This is a genomic window from Pedobacter sp. MC2016-14 (assembly GCF_020991475.1).
Taxonomy (GTDB): domain Bacteria; phylum Bacteroidota; class Bacteroidia; order Sphingobacteriales; family Sphingobacteriaceae; genus Pedobacter.
The window spans coordinates 277273-295435 of sequence record NZ_JAJMPA010000001.1 but is presented as its reverse complement, the minus strand read 5'-3'; the positions used below and the strand labels follow the sequence as shown (position 1 = coordinate 295435).

Here is an 18163-nt window from a genome sequence, read left to right as displayed (position 1 = left end):
ATATGAAAGCTTTATTTAATAATGCCCTGCCCCTTTTTATTGCGGGCTTGATGATGACCGCCGCTTGTAACAACCCAACTTCTAAACAAGAAACAGGGGCGGCAGATGGTACACTGAAGGTGGTAACTTTACAGGATACTGCCTTTAAAAAAACAATTGACGGTAAGCAAACAGGCTTATTTACCTTAAAAAACAGTAAAAACGTAAGCGCTGTTCTTACCAATTACGGTGCACGTTTGGTAAGCATGGTAGTTCCGGACAGTGCCGGAAAAATGGTGGACGTGGTGACCGGTTTTTCTGGTGTAGAAACCTATAAAAAATCTACCGAGCCTTATTATGGCGCTATTATTGGCCGTTATGGCAACCGTATTGCCAAAGGCAAATTTACAATTGACGGTAAAGAATATTCTTTGTTAAAAAACGATGGGCCAAATGCTTTGCACGGTGGTAAAAGAGGCTTCCATGATGTGGTATGGGATGCTAAACAAACTGATGCACATACCGTAGTATTTACTTACGTTTCTAAAGATATGGAAGAAGGTTATCCAGGTAATTTAACGGCAACGGTAACGTACAGCCTTACAGACCAGAACGAGCTAAAAATAGATTATGAGGCCGTAACGGATAAAAAGACGGTAGTTAATTTAACCAATCATGCCTTTTTTAATTTAAATGGTGAGGGTAGCGGTACAATATTGAACCACCTGGTTCAAATTAACGCAGACCGGTATACACCAGTGGATACCACACTGATTCCTACAGGTGTACTGGCACCGGTTAAGGGAACGCCTTTTGATTTTACCACTGCAAAAACTATTGCGGAAAGAATTGGTGAAAACGACGTACAGCTGAAAAATGGCAAGGGCTACGATCATAATTTTGTGCTGAACGAACCGACAGATAAAAGCATTAAATTAAAGCCTGCAGCCAAAGTTTGGGGAGATAAAACAGGGATTATTATGGAAGTGTTTACTGAAGAACCAGGTTTGCAGTTTTACAGTGGCAATTTCATGAAAGGCGTTTGTACTTTTAAAGGTGGGGCTAAAGATGATTTTAGAACGGCCTTTTGCATGGAGACCCAACATTTTCCGGATGCGCCTAACCAGCCTGCTTTTGCCAGTACTTTATTGCTGCCGGGTGCAAAATATAAAACAAGTTCTGTGTATCGTTTCTCCGTTAAGTAGCTGCTAAATAATTCTTAACTTGCTGGCCAAGACCAACTATAAATATATGGAACTAAAAGAAAATAAAGGACTTTCTGCAAGAAGAGGGTTTTTAAAAACGGCTGCAGCCGGCGGTTTGCTTACTTTGGTAAGTCCGCAGTTAATGCTGGCTGCTGAGGTAGAAAAGGTGGGTAAAATTACCCTTGCCAAAGATGATGTCATTGTATTTCAGGGAGATTCTATTACAGATTCTGGCAGGAAAAGGGAGTCTGCTGATTTTAACAATGCAGGTGCATTGGGTAATGGTTATGCATTGATGGCCGCAGCAGAACTGCTGAACAGGTTTCCTGATAAAAACCTTAAAATTTACAACAAAGGCATTAGCGGAAATAAAGTTTACCAGCTTGCTGAACGCTGGGATGCGGATTGTTTGAATTTAAAACCCAATGTACTGAGTATTTTAATTGGGGTTAACGATTACTGGCACAAGCACAATGGCAAATACGATGGTACAGTTAAGGTGTACAGGGATGATTTGACGAAACTGCTGGACAGGACTAAGCAAAAGTTTCCGGAGTTGAAGCTGATCCTTGCCGAGCCTTTTGCGGTTAAAGGCATTAAAGCAGTAGACGATACCTGGTACCCTGAATTTAACGAGTACCGTACTGCGGCAAAGGAAATTGCTGAATCATTTAACGCGGCCTGGATCCCTTACCAGAAGGTTTTTGATGATGCCCAAAAAACAGCGCCAGGCGTTTACTGGACTGGTGATGGCGTACACCCTAGTGTTGCTGGTGCAAAATTAATGGCCAAAGCCTGGCTGGAAACCATTAAAGGTTAAGACAAGTACTTGCCTACAATAGGCATCCGTCTGCCCATGCCAAAGGCTTTGGGCGACACCCTTAAGATTGGCGGAGTTTGATATCTTTTGAACTCCGCTGTATTGACCATCTTTAATATTCTGCGCACCAGACTTTCTTCATAACCCTGGGCAATGATGGCCGAAGAACTCTTTTTAAGCTCTATAAACTGGTACAAAATGGCATCAAGGGTATCGTAATCTGGAAGAGAATCTGAATCTTTCTGGCCAGGTCTCAATTCTGCCGATGGTGGTTTTACAATGGTGTTTTCGGGAATGAGTTCGCCATCCTTATTGATGTAATGCGCCAGCTCATAGATTTGAGTTTTGTATACGTCGCCAATAACACCAATGGCACCACACATATCGCCATATAAGGTGCCATAACCTACTGCGCATTCGCTTTTGTTGGAGGTATTGAGCAAGATGTACCCAAATTTGTTAGACATGGCCATCACCACAATTCCCCTTGTTCTTGCCTGAATATTCTCTTCGGCCAGGCCAAAAGGCAGGCCATTAAAAGCATTGGCCAGCATGGCATCAAATGCATCGGCAGCTGGTGCGATGGCAATGATTTCGTGTTTGCAGCCAAAATTTTCTACCAGGTCTAAGGCATCCTTAATGGAATGGTCTGATGAATATTGAGAAGGCATGAGTACCGCCATTACATTTTCTGGGCCTAAAGCGCGACAAGCAAGTGCACATACGATGGCAGAATCTATACCTCCTGATAAACCCAATACTGCTTTTGAAAAGCCGGATTTGCCAAAGTAATCTTTAATGCCCAAAATAAGGGCATCATGAATTTGAGCAATGTCTGATTGTGGCTGATGGTTAAGGGCGCTGTATCCTGATATGTGGCCGTTGAGCAGCTGATATGTTTTTAATTCTTCTTTAAAGTACGCCATTTCATCCAGCAGGCTGCCTTCGCGGTCTACCACCATGGATCCGCCATCAAAAATGATCTCTGTTTGTGCGCCAACCTGGTTTACGTACAGCAGGGGCAGCTGGTATTTTTTTGCGTTATCTGTTAAGACCACCCTGCGTTCATCATCATGCTGATAAGAGAAAGGTGATGCCGCAATGTTGATCATGACATCTGGTTTTTCAAGGATGAGCACATCCATTGGATTGGAAATGTATAAAGGGTTGTTGTTGATGTTCCAAAGGTCTTCGCAAATGGTTAGGGCTATTTTAACCCCTTTAAAATCTATACAGCCAAAAGCGGTAGCAGGTTCAAAATAGCGGTATTCATCAAACACATCGTAGTTGGGCAGCAGGGCCTTTTTTACAATCGCTTTTACTTTACCTTCTTCTATAAAATAGGCTGCGTTGTACAAATCTTTTCCTGCCACCTGTGTGTTCTTAACCGGCAGGCCTACAATGCAGGCAATGCCATAACAATGTGTAGCAATTTCCTGTGCGGCTGCCTCGCAGAGGTCAACAAATTCTTCAAACTCCAGAAAATCACGTGGTGGATACCCGCAAATGGCCAACTCGGCAAAAACCACCAGGTCAGATCCAGCTGCTTTTGCAAGGGCAATGTTTTCTATGATCTTTTTGGTATTGCTTTCAAAATTTCCGATATGGTAATTGAGTTGGGCCAGGGTAATGTTCATGATGATTGGGGATTTAAAGGTAGGGTTAGAATAAGATGCCGAAATTGATGCTTACATAATGGTTTTTAACTTTTCGGCTTTTATCATCAGAGATGTCGGTAAGGCCGTTGTTAAAGGTTAAGCCAGTAGTGATGCTGGTGCTTTTGGCGATGTCATATTCCAATCCTGCGCCAATAACAAGTCCGGCGCGGTAAAAATTAATGTCGTCTTTGATGTCCAGGTCATTTGCGGAGGTATTGCTTGAACCTGATCCAATTTGTAGAATGTCTTGTTTGGCACTGATGTTAAAATCATTGGAGAGCCCAAACTGGCCGTACCAGCGTGTACCGTTATTTTTCTCTGTTTTTAACTTTACCGTTAAAGGTACTTCGAGGTATTGCAACTTATACTTTAAATTGCCGGTAATTAAGGGAGAACCGCTGGCATAGGTGTTGTTAAAGGTTTCTGTGCTTTTACCGTTGATGGTGGTTACCGTTAAGCCTGTGCCAAAACTATAGTTCTCTGCAAAGTTAAGGTCGGCCAGCAAACCGTAGCTAAAGCCAAAACTGATGCCATCGCCTTTACCTCCATCTGGTTTTATCCAGCCAATGGTTGGATGAGCAGTTAAACCTAACCTGAAGCCATATCCTGTACCAGCATAGTCCTGCGCTTGTGCAGCATTAAATATGGAAGCGCTGATGAGGATGAAAAATGAAAATACTATGTACCGGAATGTTTGTTTCATGTTGATCTGATTATATTTGCTGTTCATGAGCTTTAATCTTAAATACCCCCAAATTTATCTATTTTTTCTTTTTACAGCGGCATTAATTTCCTGTAAGGATAGCAGCAGACCGGATGTAAGCGGTATAAAGCTGGATGTTAAGATAGAAAGGTTTGATCTGGACCTTTATGCGGGCCGGGGGAAAGCGGTAGCCGCGCAGGATCAATTATTCAGCCGCAAATACGGCAATTTTTATGAGGATTACATCCATAGGATGGTGGGTACGCCGGAATATACAGGGGAACAAATTTTGAGCACGCTTTATAAAGACAAAGCTTATGCGGATTTGAACAGGGAGAAAGATAGCGTTTTTAAAGATTTACAATTGCAGGAACAGGGGCTTACGGAGAGTTTCAGGTACATTAAATATTACTTTCCTAAGATAAAGGTACCTCGTTTTATTGCTTTCATTTCTGGATTTGCCGTGCAGGCGCCCATTGGCGACCAATATATGGGGATAGGTTTGGATATGTTTTTAGGCAAAGACAGCCAATTTTATGGTGCTATTGTGCAAAGTGTGCCCAGGTATTTATCTAAAAGATTTGCCCCTGAATACATAGTGCCCCGAATTACGGAAACGTATGTAAGGGAAGAGCTTTTTCCGGAGGCCGACGAAGACAGGACTTTGCTCTCTAAAATGGTACACAATGGTAAAATCCTTTATTTTATGGACCAGGTGTTGCCGGAAGATTTGGCGGATACGGTTAAAATTGGCTATACCGCCAAACAACTGAGTTGGTGTGCAACCTATGAGGGCGACATTTGGGCCTATCTAATCTCCAATAATTTGCTTTACGAAACAGATGACCAGAAAATACAGGTATATGTAAGTGAAGGGCCTTTTACACCAGGATTGGGCGAGAAAAATGAATCTGCACCTAAACTGGGCAGCTGGATAGGCTGGCAGATTGTTAGAAAATACATGGATGCACATCCTGATGTGAGTTTGCAGCAACTAATGGCAGAGAAGGATGCACAGGCCATTTTACAGGGATCTAAATACAAACCGAAATCGGGTAAATGATGGAAGCTTTAGCAGAAAACAAAAAGATGAAGATTGGGTTGGTACTATCTGGAGGCGGAATAAGAGGGATTGCGCATTTAGGGGTGTTAAAAGCTTTGATTAATGCGGGGATTAGGTTTAGCCATATTAGCGGAACCAGTGCGGGCTCCATTGCGGGTGCTTTTTATGCTGCGGGCATAGACCCTGAAGAAGGTTTAAATATATTTATGAAAACGAGGCTGCTTCGTTTTATCCGTCCGGCGGTAGGTTCTTTGGGATTGATTAATATTGAGCATACTTCTGAATTGCTGAAAGAATATTTCCCGGAGGATGATATTGAAAAACTAAAAATCCCCCTTACCATTGCGGCTACAGATTTTAGTGAAGGTAAACTGGTATATTTAACCAAAGGCCCGCTGATACGCGCTATACAGGCTTCGAGTTGTATTCCCGGCATTTTTAAGCCCATTATGATCAACAATAAAATGTATGTGGATGGTGGTATTTTAAATAATTTCCCGGTTGAACCTTTAATTGGGAAATGTGATTTTATCATCGGCTCTTCTTGTAACCACTTGAAACCAGTGGAGAAAATTAGTGGTTTTAGTGCCTTGATTACCCGGGCTGGGGTAATGTCTATCAACAAAGATATGGAGCAAAAGGCATCGCTTTGCAATGTGTTGATTGAACCAAAGGGACTGGGCGAGATTAGTACTTTTGATATGAAAAAGGCAGAAACCATTTACTGGCTGGCCTATGAAGAAACCTTGAAATCGCTTAAAAATAACCCGGTGATGGCGGCTTTAATCAGTCAGGGCAACTAACGCTGCGCCTTTTAATACGGGAATGGCCTGGCAGATGTTGAGCTGCAGGCAGAATTTTACATCCTCTTCAATGTTCAGGTCGGCCAGGCGCTGACTGTGTGATGATTTGTGCAGGTAAGCCCTTAAATCATCTTTAGCAAGGTTGTACAAGTCTTCTGCGGCTACGCTTGAATCATCAAAATGGCTGAAATCTTTACGTAATTCACGTACTACTGCACCTGCGAATAAGGTGTCTTCCAGGTTAAACTGATCTTTCCAGCCTGCGCAAAGTAACAAAACATCCTGATCCTGGGTTTTAAGCCAGTTGCAGAGTGCCTGTAAATTTAAAAAGGAGCCGATGACTACCTGGCTGGCCCTGCGTTGTGCCAGGTGTAAGGCTTTAGTACCATTGGTGGTGGTTAACACAATGGTTTTTTCGGCTACTTTTTCTTTAGTATAAGAAAAGGGGGAGTTGCCAAAGTCATATCCTTTAACAACTTCCCCATTTCGCTCTGCGGCAAGTAAATAACCTTTGTCGCTATAATTTAAACATTCCTCTACCTGGGCTACAGGAATGATGGCCTTTGCGCCATTGTCTATGCCATAAACTATAGAAGAAGTGGCCCTGAGGACATCTATAACCACCACAATGCTATTTTCTATAGCATAAAGGTCTATCAATGCAGGGGTTAAACAAACTTCTATGGTTCTTTTTGCAGACATGGTATACAGGGCTTTATTTATTTGTAAAAGGGAAACTTAACTACTTTAGCTTTGATTTGCTGATTGCGGATGCTGATGAAAATTTCGTTACCTTCTTTGGCATATGCCTTTTCTACATAACCCATGCCTATTGCTTTTTGCAAAGATGGCGATTGTGTTCCGGAAGTTACTTTTCCGATTACCGCACCTGTTTCAGTGACAATCTGGTAATCATGACGGGGAATACCACGGTCTATCATTTCGAAACCGATCAGTTTTTTGGTTACACCAGCTTCTTTTTGAGCGAGTAAGGCTTCTGAATTGGTGAATTTTTTACTGAATTTAGTTACCCAGCCTAAACCGGCTTCAATAGGAGAAGTGGTATCGTCGATGTCGTTTCCATAAAGGCAGAAACCCATTTCCAGACGTAGGGTGTCACGCGCAGCCAGTCCGATAGGTTTAATGTTGTATGCTTTTCCTGCCTCGAATATGGCGTTCCAGATGGCATCTACCTGCTCATTTTCGCAGTAAATTTCGAAACCTCCTGCACCGGTGTATCCTGTTGCGGAAACGACAACATTGTCAAATCCGGCAAAGCGGCCTTTTACGAAAGTATAGTACTCCATACCCGCCAGGTCAATCTCGGTTAAGCTTTGTAAAGCATCAGCAGCTTTAGGGCCCTGAATGGCCAGCAATGAAGTTTTATCAGAAATGTTGTGCATTTCTACATCTTCAGTATTGTATTTCTGAATCCAGTTCCAGTCTTTGTCAATGTTCGAGGCATTAACCACCAGCATATAAGTGAGGTCGTTGATTTTATAAACCAGTAAATCATCTACAATGCCACCATCTTCATTCGGCAAACAAGAATACTGAACTTTACCATCGTATAGTTTTGAGGCATCATTGCTGGTTACCCGTTGAATCAGGTCCAAAGCTTTTTCACCTTTCAGGATAAATTCACCCATGTGGCTTACGTCAAATACCCCAACACCGTTTCTTACAGTTGCGTGTTCTATGTTGATGCCTTCATATTGTACGGGCATATTGTATCCTGCAAAGGGAACCATTTTGGCACCCAGTGAAATGTGTTTGTCTGTTAACGCGGTATTTTTCATTATTATGCTGTATTTTGCTCTAAACTGCGCAAAAGTACATAAAAAATACAAGCAGCGGTAGTAGATTAGGACTGTACTTTGCCCAGAGCTTGGTAAATATTGAGCATTTTTTGCGTAATGGTATCTATATTGTAATGTTGCTCTGCTGTCTTGCGCGCCTGTTCACCAATTTCGCGCCAGCGGTTGGGATTAGTGATGCATTGAAGGATAGAACGGTAAAATTCATCTGGGGTATCGGCAATGAGAATATCGCGGCCATGCTGGCAGGCAATACCTTCGGCAGCAGTGGAAGTGGCAATAACACATTTGCGCATGGCCATACCTTCAATAATTTTGACCCTCATGCCACTCCCCGAAAGCAGTGGTACAATCATGATGGCTTTAGAATTTATAAATTCCATAGCATCCAAAACCTCTCCTTCTACCACTACATTATCAGAATCGTAATCAAAAAACTGCTGCTGCATGTTTTTACCGGCAATGTAAAAGCGAAGTTCGCCACTTAGCTTTTCAATATCGGGCCATATTTCATCCAGAAACCATTCCAGCCCTTCTTTATTGGGCCGCCAATCCATAGCACCCAGGTGAAATAAAGTAGGGAAGCTGGTTTTTGAAGCATCAGTTGTGTATTTGTCAAAGTCAAGCGCTACGGGAAATACTTCCAGGTTGGTTTCGCAGCCAAAGCGCACAATACTTTGGCGGTCGGGCTCGCTGATGGCAAAAATCTGGTCAAAGCGGTTAATTTGTTCCGTTTCGTAATCCTTTAACCTGCGTGCAAGAAATTGAAGGTAATAACGGGTTGGTGTGAACCTTTCTGTACTGGCCATCCGTTCCCAAATATCGAATACAATATTATGGGCACGGTAAATCAGTTTGGCCCTGCTGTTTACTTTAACCACATCAAGGTAAGGAACTACAAAAAGCCCCTCAAACTGGATGATGTCAAAGTTATTTTCCCTCAGGATGTTCTCCAGGAGCCGGGCGGCATCGTCAGCATAAAAGCGGGAAACGTTGTAAGACTCGTTGGAAAAAATATTGAACAAAGCGCCCATCACGTTTACTTCCGTATCCAGATTGTAATGGTGAAATTGTATGCTTTCGAAAACCGGATCGTAAATATCTTCAGGATCTATATGGTCTTTATTGGGGTTAATGCTGAACAGGGTAATCTCTACTCCAAGCTTAAGCAGCCCTTTAATGGTGTTATAAACCACTATGGGGTAGCCGCTATTTGGCGGAAAGGGGACTTTATTTGTTAGAAACAGTACTTTCACGACAGGTGAAAATACTAAATTTCTGCTAATCCGTCAATTTTAAGAAATAAGTCGAGCTGGGGATTGCTGACCGAAAAGGTTTTACGGTGGTAGGGGGTAAAGCCATGTGTTAAGGTGGCTGTACGATGCATGATGGTTGGATAGCCTTTGTTTTGTTGCCAGTCGTACATCGGGAATTCTTGGCCTATGGTGCACATGTATTCGTCGCGGTGGGTTTTTGCCAGGATGGAAGCAGCTGCAATGTTAAGGTATTTGCCATCACCTTTAATAACGCATACATGTGGAATGTGTGGATGCGCTTTGAAGCGGTTGCCATCTATGCTGAGGTATTGGGGTTGGATACTGAGTTGTTCTACAGCAAGGTGCATCGCCAGAAAAGAGGCGTTCAGGATATTGATCTTATCGATTTCTACATTATCTACCGCGGCAACTGCCCAGGCAATGGCTTCTTTTTCAATAATGCTGCGTAAGGCCTTGCGTTGGTTATGGCTTAGCTTTTTAGAATCGTTAAGTTCTCCGGCTACAAAATCTTTTGGCAAAATTACTGCGGCTGCGAATACGGGGCCGGCCAAACAACCTCTGCCTGCTTCATCACAACCTGCCTCTAATAGTTCTTGCTGATAACAATTTAGTAACATGTTGCAAAGTTAATTAATCTGGACAGGGATTTAAAGTAAATTCCCTTTGTGATTAAAGGCTTATATTTTGGGATTTTACATCGAAAGCATCCCTAAGGCCAATAGCCAGCAGATTAAAGGCATAAACCGTTAACATAATGGCCAGGCCGGGCAATACGGCAAGGTAAGCTGCATCCATAACAATATAACCGTAATGTTCTTTGATCATGCTGCCCCATCCGGGCATGGGCGGCTGTGCACCGAAACCAAGAAAACTTAAGCCGGTTTCTAATACGATGGCCGATGCAAAATTTGCTGAAGCAACTACCAAAATTGGTCCGGAGATGTTAGGAAGAATGTGTTTGATGATGATCCTGGCGTTGGAAAAACCCAATGCCCTTGCCGCTTCTATATATTCTACCTGCTTTAAAGCCATGACCTGTCCGCGGACCAGCCTGGCTACATCTACCCAGGTAGAGAGGCCTACGGCAATAAATATTTGCCAGAAACCTTTTCCCAGGGCAAAAGAGATGGCAATAACGAGTAGCAAGGAGGGGAGTGACCAGATGACATTCATAAACCAACTGATGAGCGTATCTGTTTTGCCTCCGTAATAGCCGGCTATAGCACCCAGGCTAAGGCCAATAGAAAGGGAAATGAGTACAGCCATAAGCCCAACAGAGAGCGAGACGCGAATGCCCAGCACCAAGCGGCTCAACAGATCTCTGCCATAAATATCAGTACCTAATACATAGGTTTGGGTATAGGTACTGTATGCTGGTTTTAAGGGGTAAGTGGTTTCTTCTGCCTGTTCATCATCACCAATGTATTCCCTTACATAGATTTTACCATTGGCTTCCCTGTAAGAAGTAATGGGGAAGCTTTTGGCATCAGCCTCTTGTCCGTACATTATTTTTTGGAAGATATTTACCCTGGCTACAGAATCGCTTTTGCGGATGGAAAGGAATTTGAAAGTACGGCCGGGTTTTTTGTTGCTCAGTTGCACATGCATGGTATTGGCCATTGGTGTTTGATCTGGAATAATGAGGTAGGCGAATATTCCGGCAAGCATCATGAGCACGATAAAAATTAGTCCGGCAAAGGCGGGTTTATTCCGCTTAAATTTAAACCATATTTTTCTTGCAGGGCTGTGGCTTTGTGCTGTCATCTTACTGATCTGCCTTTCCAGGTGTATTTACCTGAGTTTCCGGCAATGCCAATATAAAGGATATAAATGATATGTAGCACATTTAGCACCGGTAAAAGGACCAGCAGGGAGGTTCTTTTGGCAAATTTAGTGACGGCCGAGAGGAACAAAAACTCTATGGCTATTTTTGCAGTGAGCTGTAGCAGCGCCAGGATAAAAAAATGAGGGTTAAAAAAGCCGGCGAAAAAGTTGACTACAATGCTGAGGTTAAACAACCAGATGAACACGCCAAGTACAATAATAGATTTGTTTTTGTAACGTGTACTTTTTGAAGCCCAGCGTTTGCGCTGCTGAATAAATTCGGCCAGGGTTGGTTTGGCATGCGTATATACAATGGCTTCTTCATTTTTTAAAAAGCCGATGTTTCCGTTGTAACGTGCCGCCATTTTGTGCAGCAGCAACTCGTCGTCGCCGGAGGCCAGGTCGTCAATCCCGGTAAATCCACCCACTTCGTAAAAGGCTGCTTTTTCATAAGCCAGGTTGGCACCATTGCAGGTAGAGGGTTTTTGATTGCCTATGGTAGAAGCACCCAGGCCAATGAGGTATAAAAACTCCAGGGATTGTGCCCTTTCAAAAAAACTTTGCTCTTCAAAATAAGCAACGGGAGAGGAGATCATTTTGTACCTATGCTCTTCGTAATAGCTTACGATGGTTTTTAACCAATGTGGTCCCATTCTGCAGTCGGCATCTGTGGTAATGATAAGGCTGCCTTTGGCCGTGCCTATGGCGGTTTGGATGGCCTTCTTCTTATAAGAGTTTAAAGCCTGGGTTTCATTTAAGGTGATGAGTTTAACGCCTGCTGTGGAAAAGGAGCGTACAATACTGCCGGTGGCATCGCTGGAATGGTCATCTATGAAAATGATTTCGGTAAGCGCAGGATCGTAATCTTGCGCCAGCAGATCTTGTATGGTTTTGCTGATGTTGGCCTCTTCATTTCTTGCGGCGATGATGATGGATACCATGGTGGTATTGTTGCTGGCCATTGGGGTATAGTTGATGAGTTTTCTCCAGCCCCTGATAAAGGTAATGACTACAGTAATGTATAATAAGGTTAAGGCTAATGTAGTAAAATTAGCTGCGGTTAGTATTTCCAAAAAAGTTGAGTTTAAAAACGAAATAAGATCCTAAGATAGCAGGAATAATAATATTTATGAGCCATATGCTGGCTATGCAGGCTACGACTGCGGTATTGTGACTGGTTAAATATTTAAAGAAGTAAAGCGCGGTTACACTCCTGATGCCAATGTCAAATAAATCTAGCGAGGGTAAAGCAGATTGTATAAAAAACAGGATGCATACGGTCATGATGATATCTGCATAGTGTAATCCTGGAATGAGCCAGTAGAACATGACAAAGTATTGAGTGGAAAAAACAAGGTATCGCGCAGCGCAGTAAGAAAGGATATGCAGCAGCTCGGCCTTTTTATAGCGAGCCAATACCTGGTAGAATTTTTTGTACTTGCGGGTAAAACGCATGGAAAGCAGGATACCGTTTAGCCATCTGATGTTGAAGTAGAAGATGATGAAAAACAGGCAAAATATTAAAGAGAGTGCGCAGATGGCCAGCAACAAGCCTTTTTCTAAGGGACTATACTTATACAAAAAGATGCAGAGCGCTATGCTGCCAAATACATTGGTGAGTACCATTTGACCGATATTGCCAACTGCCATGGCTACTACGCCAATAATTCTGCGCTTGGGTGATAGAAAAAACACACGCCCCCCATATTCTCCCAACCTGTTTGGTGTAAAGACTGCCCAGGTTAATCCGCAGAACACGGATTCTATGGCTTTCCAGAGGCTGATCTTTTCAATGCTTTTTAACAGTCGTTTCCACTTTATGGCCTCTATACCCCAATTGACCAACATGAGCAAGCTAACCAGCAATAGGACCAGGGTAATTTGTGTATTGGGAATAGTTTTTAACAACTGTACAAAGCCCTTGAGGTCATTATTGCTGTTGAGCTTATGAAAGATGAACCAGAAGGCCAGCGTAACAATGGCTGTTTTGGTGAAATAAGAGAAGATCTTTTTATAGGCCGATGTCAACTTTTTACTTTTACTGTCTGCAAATATGCTTAATATTGTGTTAATGTTGGTGGAAAAAAAGGAACGGGTGATTATGGGGATAGATCCCGGAACGGCGATAATGGGTTACGGGGTGATATTGGAGCGGGGTAATAAGTTGGAACTGATTAGCATGGGCGTGGTAAAAATGGGGCACCTGGACGATCACTTTCTGAAACTACAACGCATTTTTGAGAAAACAGTAGCCCTTATTGACGAATATAAACCGGACGCCCTGGCCATTGAAGCGCCTTTTTACGGTAAAAATATCCAGGTTATGCTTAAGCTGGGGCGTGCGCAAGGCATTGCAATGGCTGCCGGACTGTCCAGAAACATACCGATAACGGAATATGCGCCCCGAAAAATTAAACAATCTATTACGGGTAATGGAAGTGCGGGAAAAGAGCAGGTGGCGGCAATGCTGCAGCGCTTGCTGAACTTTAAAGAACAGCCGGAATTTTTAGATGCCACAGACGGACTGGCGATTGCGGTTTGCCATTCCTTTCAAAGAATTAGTACGAGTGGTAAAAGTAAGGTGTACTCCGGATGGGAAGCCTTTGCGAAAGACAATACAAAAAGGCTGAAGTAATTTTTGTAGTTGGCATGGTTACCAACTACAATATCTTTAATGGAATTAGGCTTCCAGGATTTTGAATACCGCTTTGCAGCAGATGAAAGCACCTACAAATAGAATGGCCCAGGAAATGATAGATAGGGTGGTGTTATCGCCTGCGAATCTTAAAAAAACACCAATTACACTAACAACTACACCGATTGCAATTAAGGTATAGATACTTGTTTGGTTAGCAGTTTGCATGCTTTTAGTATTATGTTTTGGGGTCTGCTCCATGATTGTTCTCAATAATTTTGGACAAAAATAATATTAATTAGCTTAATTAAAGTACAATTAGCAGATCTTTTTCGCTCATTCTCCATTTAATGGATTTACCGCGTATAGTTTAAACAAAAAAGGCCTGATCTGTGATCAAGCCTTTTTGTATCTTCCATGCAATACCTGCATGAGGGTATTTGTTAAACGTTATCCGTTTAGTGCCGCGGCACCACTTACAATCTCTGTTAACTCTGTAGTAATTGCAGCCTGACGCGCCTGGTTATAAGAAAGTTTTAAGGCTTTCAACAATTCTCCCGCATTTTCAGTTGCTTTATCCATTGAAGTCATCCTTGCACCATGCTCTGAAGCATGTGAATCTAAAACTGCTTTATACAATTGAACCTTGATAGATTTAGGAATCAATTGCTCTACAATTTCTGACTGTGATGGCTCAAGGATATAGTCTACTTTATGCGCGTTTTTAACCTCTGTTACTTCTTCCTGCTTAGGCAATGGCAACAATTGTTCTGTAGTTACAATTTGTACGGCAGCGTTTTTGAAACGGTTGTATACCAGCTCTACACGGTCAAACTCACCTTTAGCAAATCCAGACATAATAGCGTCTGTAATTTTTGTTACATTTTCAAAAGTAAGAGCAGAAAATACTTCGTTGTTGTTGCCAATTACGTTATATCCACGTTTCTCGTAAAAATCCTGAGTCTTTTTACCAATAGCTACAACACTAACATTTCCATTTTTATACTGCTCGCTGTATTTTCCGGAAATCATATTGTTGGTGGCCTTGATTACATTCATGTTAAATGCACCAGCCAAACCACGGTTAGAAGATACGGCAACAATCAATACTTTGTTGGGTTCACGTTCCTGTATATAAGGAGAGGAAGATCCTTCCAAACTTGCAGACAGATTACCTAAAATCTCTTTCAGTTTGGTTGCATAGGGACGCAATTGTACGATTGCATTGGTTGCACGTTTAAGCTTTGCAGCCGAAACCATCTTCATAGCTTTTGTGATTTGCTGTGTAGACTGTACCGATGATATACGAATTCTTACTTCTTTTAAATTAGCCATTTATTTTAGATATAAGATGCGGGTTTGATGCCCGCATCTGTTTTATCAATGTATGATTAGTATTTACCTGACAGTTCTTTCGCTACTTTTTCAAGAGTTGCGGTAGCATCATCCAATTTACCAGCTTTTAAGGCTTGTAAAGCTTCTGGGTGACGCAATTCTAATTGCTGTAAGTATTCTGCTTCAAATTCTCTGATTTTGTTTACAGGAACAGAACGCATTAGGTTTTTAGTACCTGCGTAAATGATTGCAGTTTGTTTTTCTACACTCATTGGAGAGAACTGTCCTTGTTTAAGGATCTCTACGTTACGTGCACCTTTATCCAATACTGATTTTGTTGCAGCATCCAGGTCAGATCCGAATTTAGAGAAAGCCTCTAACTCACGGTATTGAGCCTGGTCTAATTTCAACGTACCAGCTACTTTTTTCATGGATTTAATTTGAGCGTTACCACCCACACGTGATACCGAGATACCTACGTTAATTGCCGGACGAACACCTGAGTTAAACAAGTTTGACTCCAGGAAGATCTGTCCGTCAGTAATTGAAATTACGTTGGTTGGGATATACGCTGAAACGTCACCTGCCTGAGTTTCGATAATTGGCAAAGCTGTTAATGAACCGCCACCTTTTACCAAATGTTTGATAGACTCAGGTAAGTCGTTCATGTTTTTTGCGATGTCATCGTTAGAGTTGATTTTTGCCGCACGCTCTAATAAACGACTGTGCAGGTAAAATACGTCTCCTGGATAAGCCTCACGTCCTGGTGGACGACGAAGTAATAAAGATACCTCACGGTAAGCTACAGCTTGTTTAGACAAATCATCATAAACGATCAATGCCGGGCGACCTGTATCACGGAAGTACTCACCAATTGCAGCACCTGAGAAAGGAGCATAAAACTGTAACGGAGCTGGATCTGCAGCAGAAGCTGAAATGACTACTGTATAAGCCATTGCACCGTTTTCTTCTAAAGTACGTACAACGTTAGCTACAGTACTTGCTTTTTGACCACAAGCTACATATATACACAATACAGGTTTACCTGCATCATAAAATTCTTTTTGGTTGATGATGGTATCGATACAAACGGCACTTTTACCAGTCTGACGGTCACCGATAACCAACTCACGCTGACCACGACCAATTGGGATCATGGCATCGATAGCTTTGATACCAGTTTGTAAAGGCTCAGTTACCGGCTGACGGTAGATTACCCCCGGAGCTCTACGCTCAATCGGCATCTCATAAGTTTCACCTAAAATTGGTCCTTTACCATCGATAGGCTCGCCCATTGTGTTTACCACACGGCCAAGCATACCTTCACCTACTTTAATAGAGGCGATTTTTTTGGTTCTTTTGATGGTATCACCTTCTTTGATATTGTCTGAAGGGCCTAACAAAACCACACCAACATTATCTTCTTCAAGGTTCAATACAATACCTTGTAAACCGCTTTCAAATTCAACGAGCTCACCGGCCTGAACTTTAGTTAAACCATATACACGGGCGATACCATCACCCACTTGTAATACGGTACCAATTTCTTCCAGTTCAGCTTCTGATTTAAAGCCCGACAATTGTTGTCTGATAATTGCCGATACTTCATCTGGTCTTACCTCTACCATAATTTATATTTTCTATTGTAAATCAGTATATATTATCTATTGTTTGGATTAGGCTACACCTTGTGCCAATTCCTGTTTTAGTTTGTTTAATCCTTGCGAGATACTTGCATTGTATTGTTTGTCTCCTACAGTAAGTACGAAACCACCAATTAAATCTGCATTGATCTTTTCTTTGATCAGCACTTCATTTGCACCAAGCGATTTTTTAACAAGGGCAACAATTTCTGCTCTGTTGCTGTCTGTAAGTTCAATTGCCGAGGCTACTTCTGCAGTTACAATACCTTTAAGGATATTGTATTGTTTAACTACAGATTTGGCAGCGCCAAAAATGATTTCAGAGCGGCCTTTGCTTACCATCAGTTTAAGAAAGGCAAGGGTAATTTCATGAACCTTTCCAGAAAAAAGATCCTGAAGGATCGCAGATTTTTTAGCCAAAGGCACAATTGGATTTTTCAATATGGCCTCTAACTCTGAGTTTTGATCAATCAGCTGCGCAATAAAAGCCATATCGGTTTTAATTTGCTCCAGCGCATTCTGCTCAGTAGCCAGGTCGATGATGGATTTAGCGTATCTTGATGCTGCTTTATTTTCTAACATTTCTTATTTGGCTAGAGATCAATTAGTTTAATTCAACGTCTTTCAAAAGGCTGGCAACAAGCTCTTGTTGTTTGCTTTTGTCATCAAGTTGAGTACGTAATACACGTTCCGCGATTTCCAGTGATAAAGCAGAAACCTGACCTTTCAATTCAGATAAGGCTGCTTTTTTCTGGTTTTCAATTTCGATTTTAGCTTTTTCAATCAGTTTAGCACCTTCAGCCTGCGCATGGTGTTTTGCTTCGCTAACGATACTGTCTTTTAATGTTTTTGCCTCTTTCAAAATCAAATCACGTTCAGCACGTGCTTCTTTCATTAAGTCTTCGTTTTGCGCAGCCAAACGTACCATTTCCTGTTTTGCCAGTTCAGCTTTATTTAAAGCTTCATCAATGGTATGCTCACGTTCTTTTATCGCTGCAAGGATTGGTTTCCATGCAAACTTGGTTAAAAGAAACATCAACAATAAAAATGCGATTGTTTGAAAAACAACTAAACCAATTTCAGGGACTAATAATTCCATCTAAGTATATATATTTAAATCTTTTATTTGTTAAACAATAGAATGTACTTTGTAGCAATCCTACAAAGTACATCACTATTTTTAGTTACACTAATGCAACTACTACCGCGAAAAGCGCAACTGCTTCAACGAATGCAGCAGCGATCAACATCGCAGTTTGAATTTTAGAGGCTGCCTCTGGCTGACGAGCAATACCTTCCATAGCAGAGCTACCGATTTTTCCGATACCCATACCAGCGCCGATAGCGGCTAAACCAGCACCAATTGCAGCAATACTTCCTGTAATCATGATTTATATATAT

Annotated in this window: 20 protein-coding genes; 5 read left to right on the top strand and 15 right to left on the bottom strand. The window is 42.0% G+C overall.

Features of this window, described 5'->3' with window-relative positions; genetic code table 11:
* Nucleotides 1-2 precede the first annotated feature (2 nt).
* A complete protein-coding gene (locus tag LPB86_RS01195) occupies nucleotides 3-1184 on the top strand; it encodes an aldose epimerase family protein (protein ID WP_230640638.1) in 1182 nt (393 codons plus the stop codon).
* A gap of 46 nt (nucleotides 1185-1230) precedes the next feature.
* Nucleotides 1231-2004: an SGNH/GDSL hydrolase family protein gene (locus tag LPB86_RS01190; protein WP_230640637.1), complete on the top strand. Its 774-nt coding sequence runs from the start codon at nucleotides 1231-1233 to the stop codon at nucleotides 2002-2004.
* Here LPB86_RS01190 and LPB86_RS01185 read toward each other — a convergent pair.
* Nucleotides 2001-3641: an NAD+ synthase gene (locus LPB86_RS01185; RefSeq protein ID WP_230640636.1), complete on the bottom strand. Its 1641-nt coding sequence runs from the start codon at nucleotides 3639-3641 to the stop codon at nucleotides 2001-2003. The two genes, LPB86_RS01190 and LPB86_RS01185, sit on opposite strands and share 4 nt — an antisense overlap.
* A 25-nt stretch (nucleotides 3642-3666) precedes the next feature.
* Complete coding sequence (locus LPB86_RS01180; protein WP_230640635.1) at nucleotides 3667-4365, bottom strand: porin family protein; 699 nt, start codon at nucleotides 4363-4365, stop codon at nucleotides 3667-3669.
* Between the two features lie 25 nt (nucleotides 4366-4390).
* Here LPB86_RS01180 and gldB point away from each other — a divergent pair, with 25 nt between their 5' ends.
* Together gldB and LPB86_RS01170 are read left to right on the top strand one after the other, a co-directional pair.
* A complete protein-coding gene (gldB, locus tag LPB86_RS01175) occupies nucleotides 4391-5428 on the top strand; it encodes a gliding motility lipoprotein GldB (protein ID WP_230640634.1) in 1038 nt (345 codons plus the stop codon).
* Nucleotides 5425-6231: a patatin-like phospholipase family protein gene (locus LPB86_RS01170; protein WP_230640633.1), complete on the top strand. Its 807-nt coding sequence runs from the start codon at nucleotides 5425-5427 to the stop codon at nucleotides 6229-6231. Before gldB ends, LPB86_RS01170 begins: the two co-directional genes overlap by 4 nt.
* Here LPB86_RS01170 and LPB86_RS01165 read toward each other — a convergent pair.
* From LPB86_RS01165 to LPB86_RS01135, 7 genes are all read right to left on the bottom strand, one after another.
* Complete coding sequence (locus LPB86_RS01165; RefSeq protein ID WP_230640631.1) at nucleotides 6211-6933, bottom strand: 2-phosphosulfolactate phosphatase; 723 nt, start codon at nucleotides 6931-6933, stop codon at nucleotides 6211-6213. The two genes, LPB86_RS01170 and LPB86_RS01165, sit on opposite strands and share 21 nt — an antisense overlap.
* 17 nt (nucleotides 6934-6950) lie before the next feature.
* Nucleotides 6951-8030: a glycine cleavage system aminomethyltransferase GcvT gene (gcvT, locus tag LPB86_RS01160; RefSeq protein ID WP_230640630.1), complete on the bottom strand. Its 1080-nt coding sequence runs from the start codon at nucleotides 8028-8030 to the stop codon at nucleotides 6951-6953.
* Nucleotides 8031-8095: 65 nt separating this feature from the next.
* Nucleotides 8096-9304, bottom strand: coding sequence for a glycosyltransferase family 4 protein (locus LPB86_RS01155; protein WP_230640629.1), 1209 nt, complete (start codon nucleotides 9302-9304; stop codon nucleotides 8096-8098).
* Nucleotides 9305-9318: 14 nt separating this feature from the next.
* Nucleotides 9319-9942, bottom strand: a complete 624-nt coding sequence (locus tag LPB86_RS01150; RefSeq protein ID WP_230640628.1) for a ribonuclease HII — start codon at nucleotides 9940-9942, stop codon at nucleotides 9319-9321.
* 52 nt (nucleotides 9943-9994) lie between these two features.
* Entirely contained in the window at nucleotides 9995-11089 is a 1095-nt protein-coding gene (locus LPB86_RS01145; RefSeq protein WP_230640627.1) for an ABC transporter permease, read from the bottom strand.
* On the bottom strand, nucleotides 11086-12222 hold the full coding sequence (locus tag LPB86_RS01140; protein WP_230640626.1) for a glycosyltransferase: 1137 nt from the start codon (nucleotides 12220-12222) through the stop codon (nucleotides 11086-11088). Before LPB86_RS01140 ends, LPB86_RS01145 begins: the two co-directional genes overlap by 4 nt.
* Nucleotides 12200-13177 (bottom strand): lysylphosphatidylglycerol synthase domain-containing protein, encoded by a 978-nt coding sequence (locus LPB86_RS01135; RefSeq protein WP_230640625.1) that lies wholly within the window; start codon nucleotides 13175-13177, stop codon nucleotides 12200-12202. The genes LPB86_RS01140 and LPB86_RS01135 overlap by 23 nt, the downstream gene beginning before the upstream one ends.
* Nucleotides 13178-13220: 43 nt before the next feature.
* Between LPB86_RS01135 and ruvC the strand changes: the two genes are divergently transcribed.
* Nucleotides 13221-13784 carry a crossover junction endodeoxyribonuclease RuvC gene (gene ruvC, locus LPB86_RS01130; protein ID WP_230640624.1) on the top strand — a complete coding sequence of 188 codons (564 nt, stop codon included), beginning with the start codon at nucleotides 13221-13223 and terminating at the stop codon, nucleotides 13782-13784.
* Nucleotides 13785-13829: 45 nt separating this feature from the next.
* Here the strand turns inward: ruvC and LPB86_RS01125 are convergent, their stop codons facing one another.
* The 6 genes from LPB86_RS01125 to atpE form a co-directional block, all read right to left on the bottom strand.
* Nucleotides 13830-14012, bottom strand: coding sequence for a hypothetical protein (locus LPB86_RS01125; protein WP_230640623.1), 183 nt, complete (start codon nucleotides 14010-14012; stop codon nucleotides 13830-13832).
* 222 nt (nucleotides 14013-14234) lie between these two features.
* Nucleotides 14235-15119 carry an ATP synthase F1 subunit gamma gene (gene atpG, locus LPB86_RS01120; RefSeq protein ID WP_230640622.1) on the bottom strand — a complete coding sequence of 295 codons (885 nt, stop codon included), beginning with the start codon at nucleotides 15117-15119 and terminating at the stop codon, nucleotides 14235-14237.
* Between the two features lie 56 nt (nucleotides 15120-15175).
* On the bottom strand, nucleotides 15176-16747 hold the full coding sequence (atpA, locus tag LPB86_RS01115) for a F0F1 ATP synthase subunit alpha (protein ID WP_230640621.1): 1572 nt from the start codon (nucleotides 16745-16747) through the stop codon (nucleotides 15176-15178).
* Between the two features lie 48 nt (nucleotides 16748-16795).
* Nucleotides 16796-17344 (bottom strand): ATP synthase F1 subunit delta, encoded by a 549-nt coding sequence (atpH, locus tag LPB86_RS01110; RefSeq protein WP_230640620.1) that lies wholly within the window; start codon nucleotides 17342-17344, stop codon nucleotides 16796-16798.
* A gap of 22 nt (nucleotides 17345-17366) precedes the next feature.
* On the bottom strand, nucleotides 17367-17861 hold the full coding sequence (gene atpF, locus LPB86_RS01105) for a F0F1 ATP synthase subunit B (RefSeq protein ID WP_230640619.1): 495 nt from the start codon (nucleotides 17859-17861) through the stop codon (nucleotides 17367-17369).
* A gap of 85 nt (nucleotides 17862-17946) precedes the next feature.
* Nucleotides 17947-18147, bottom strand: coding sequence for an ATP synthase F0 subunit C (atpE, locus tag LPB86_RS01100; RefSeq protein ID WP_090555667.1), 201 nt, complete (start codon nucleotides 18145-18147; stop codon nucleotides 17947-17949).
* Between the last annotated feature and the right edge of the window lie 16 nt (nucleotides 18148-18163).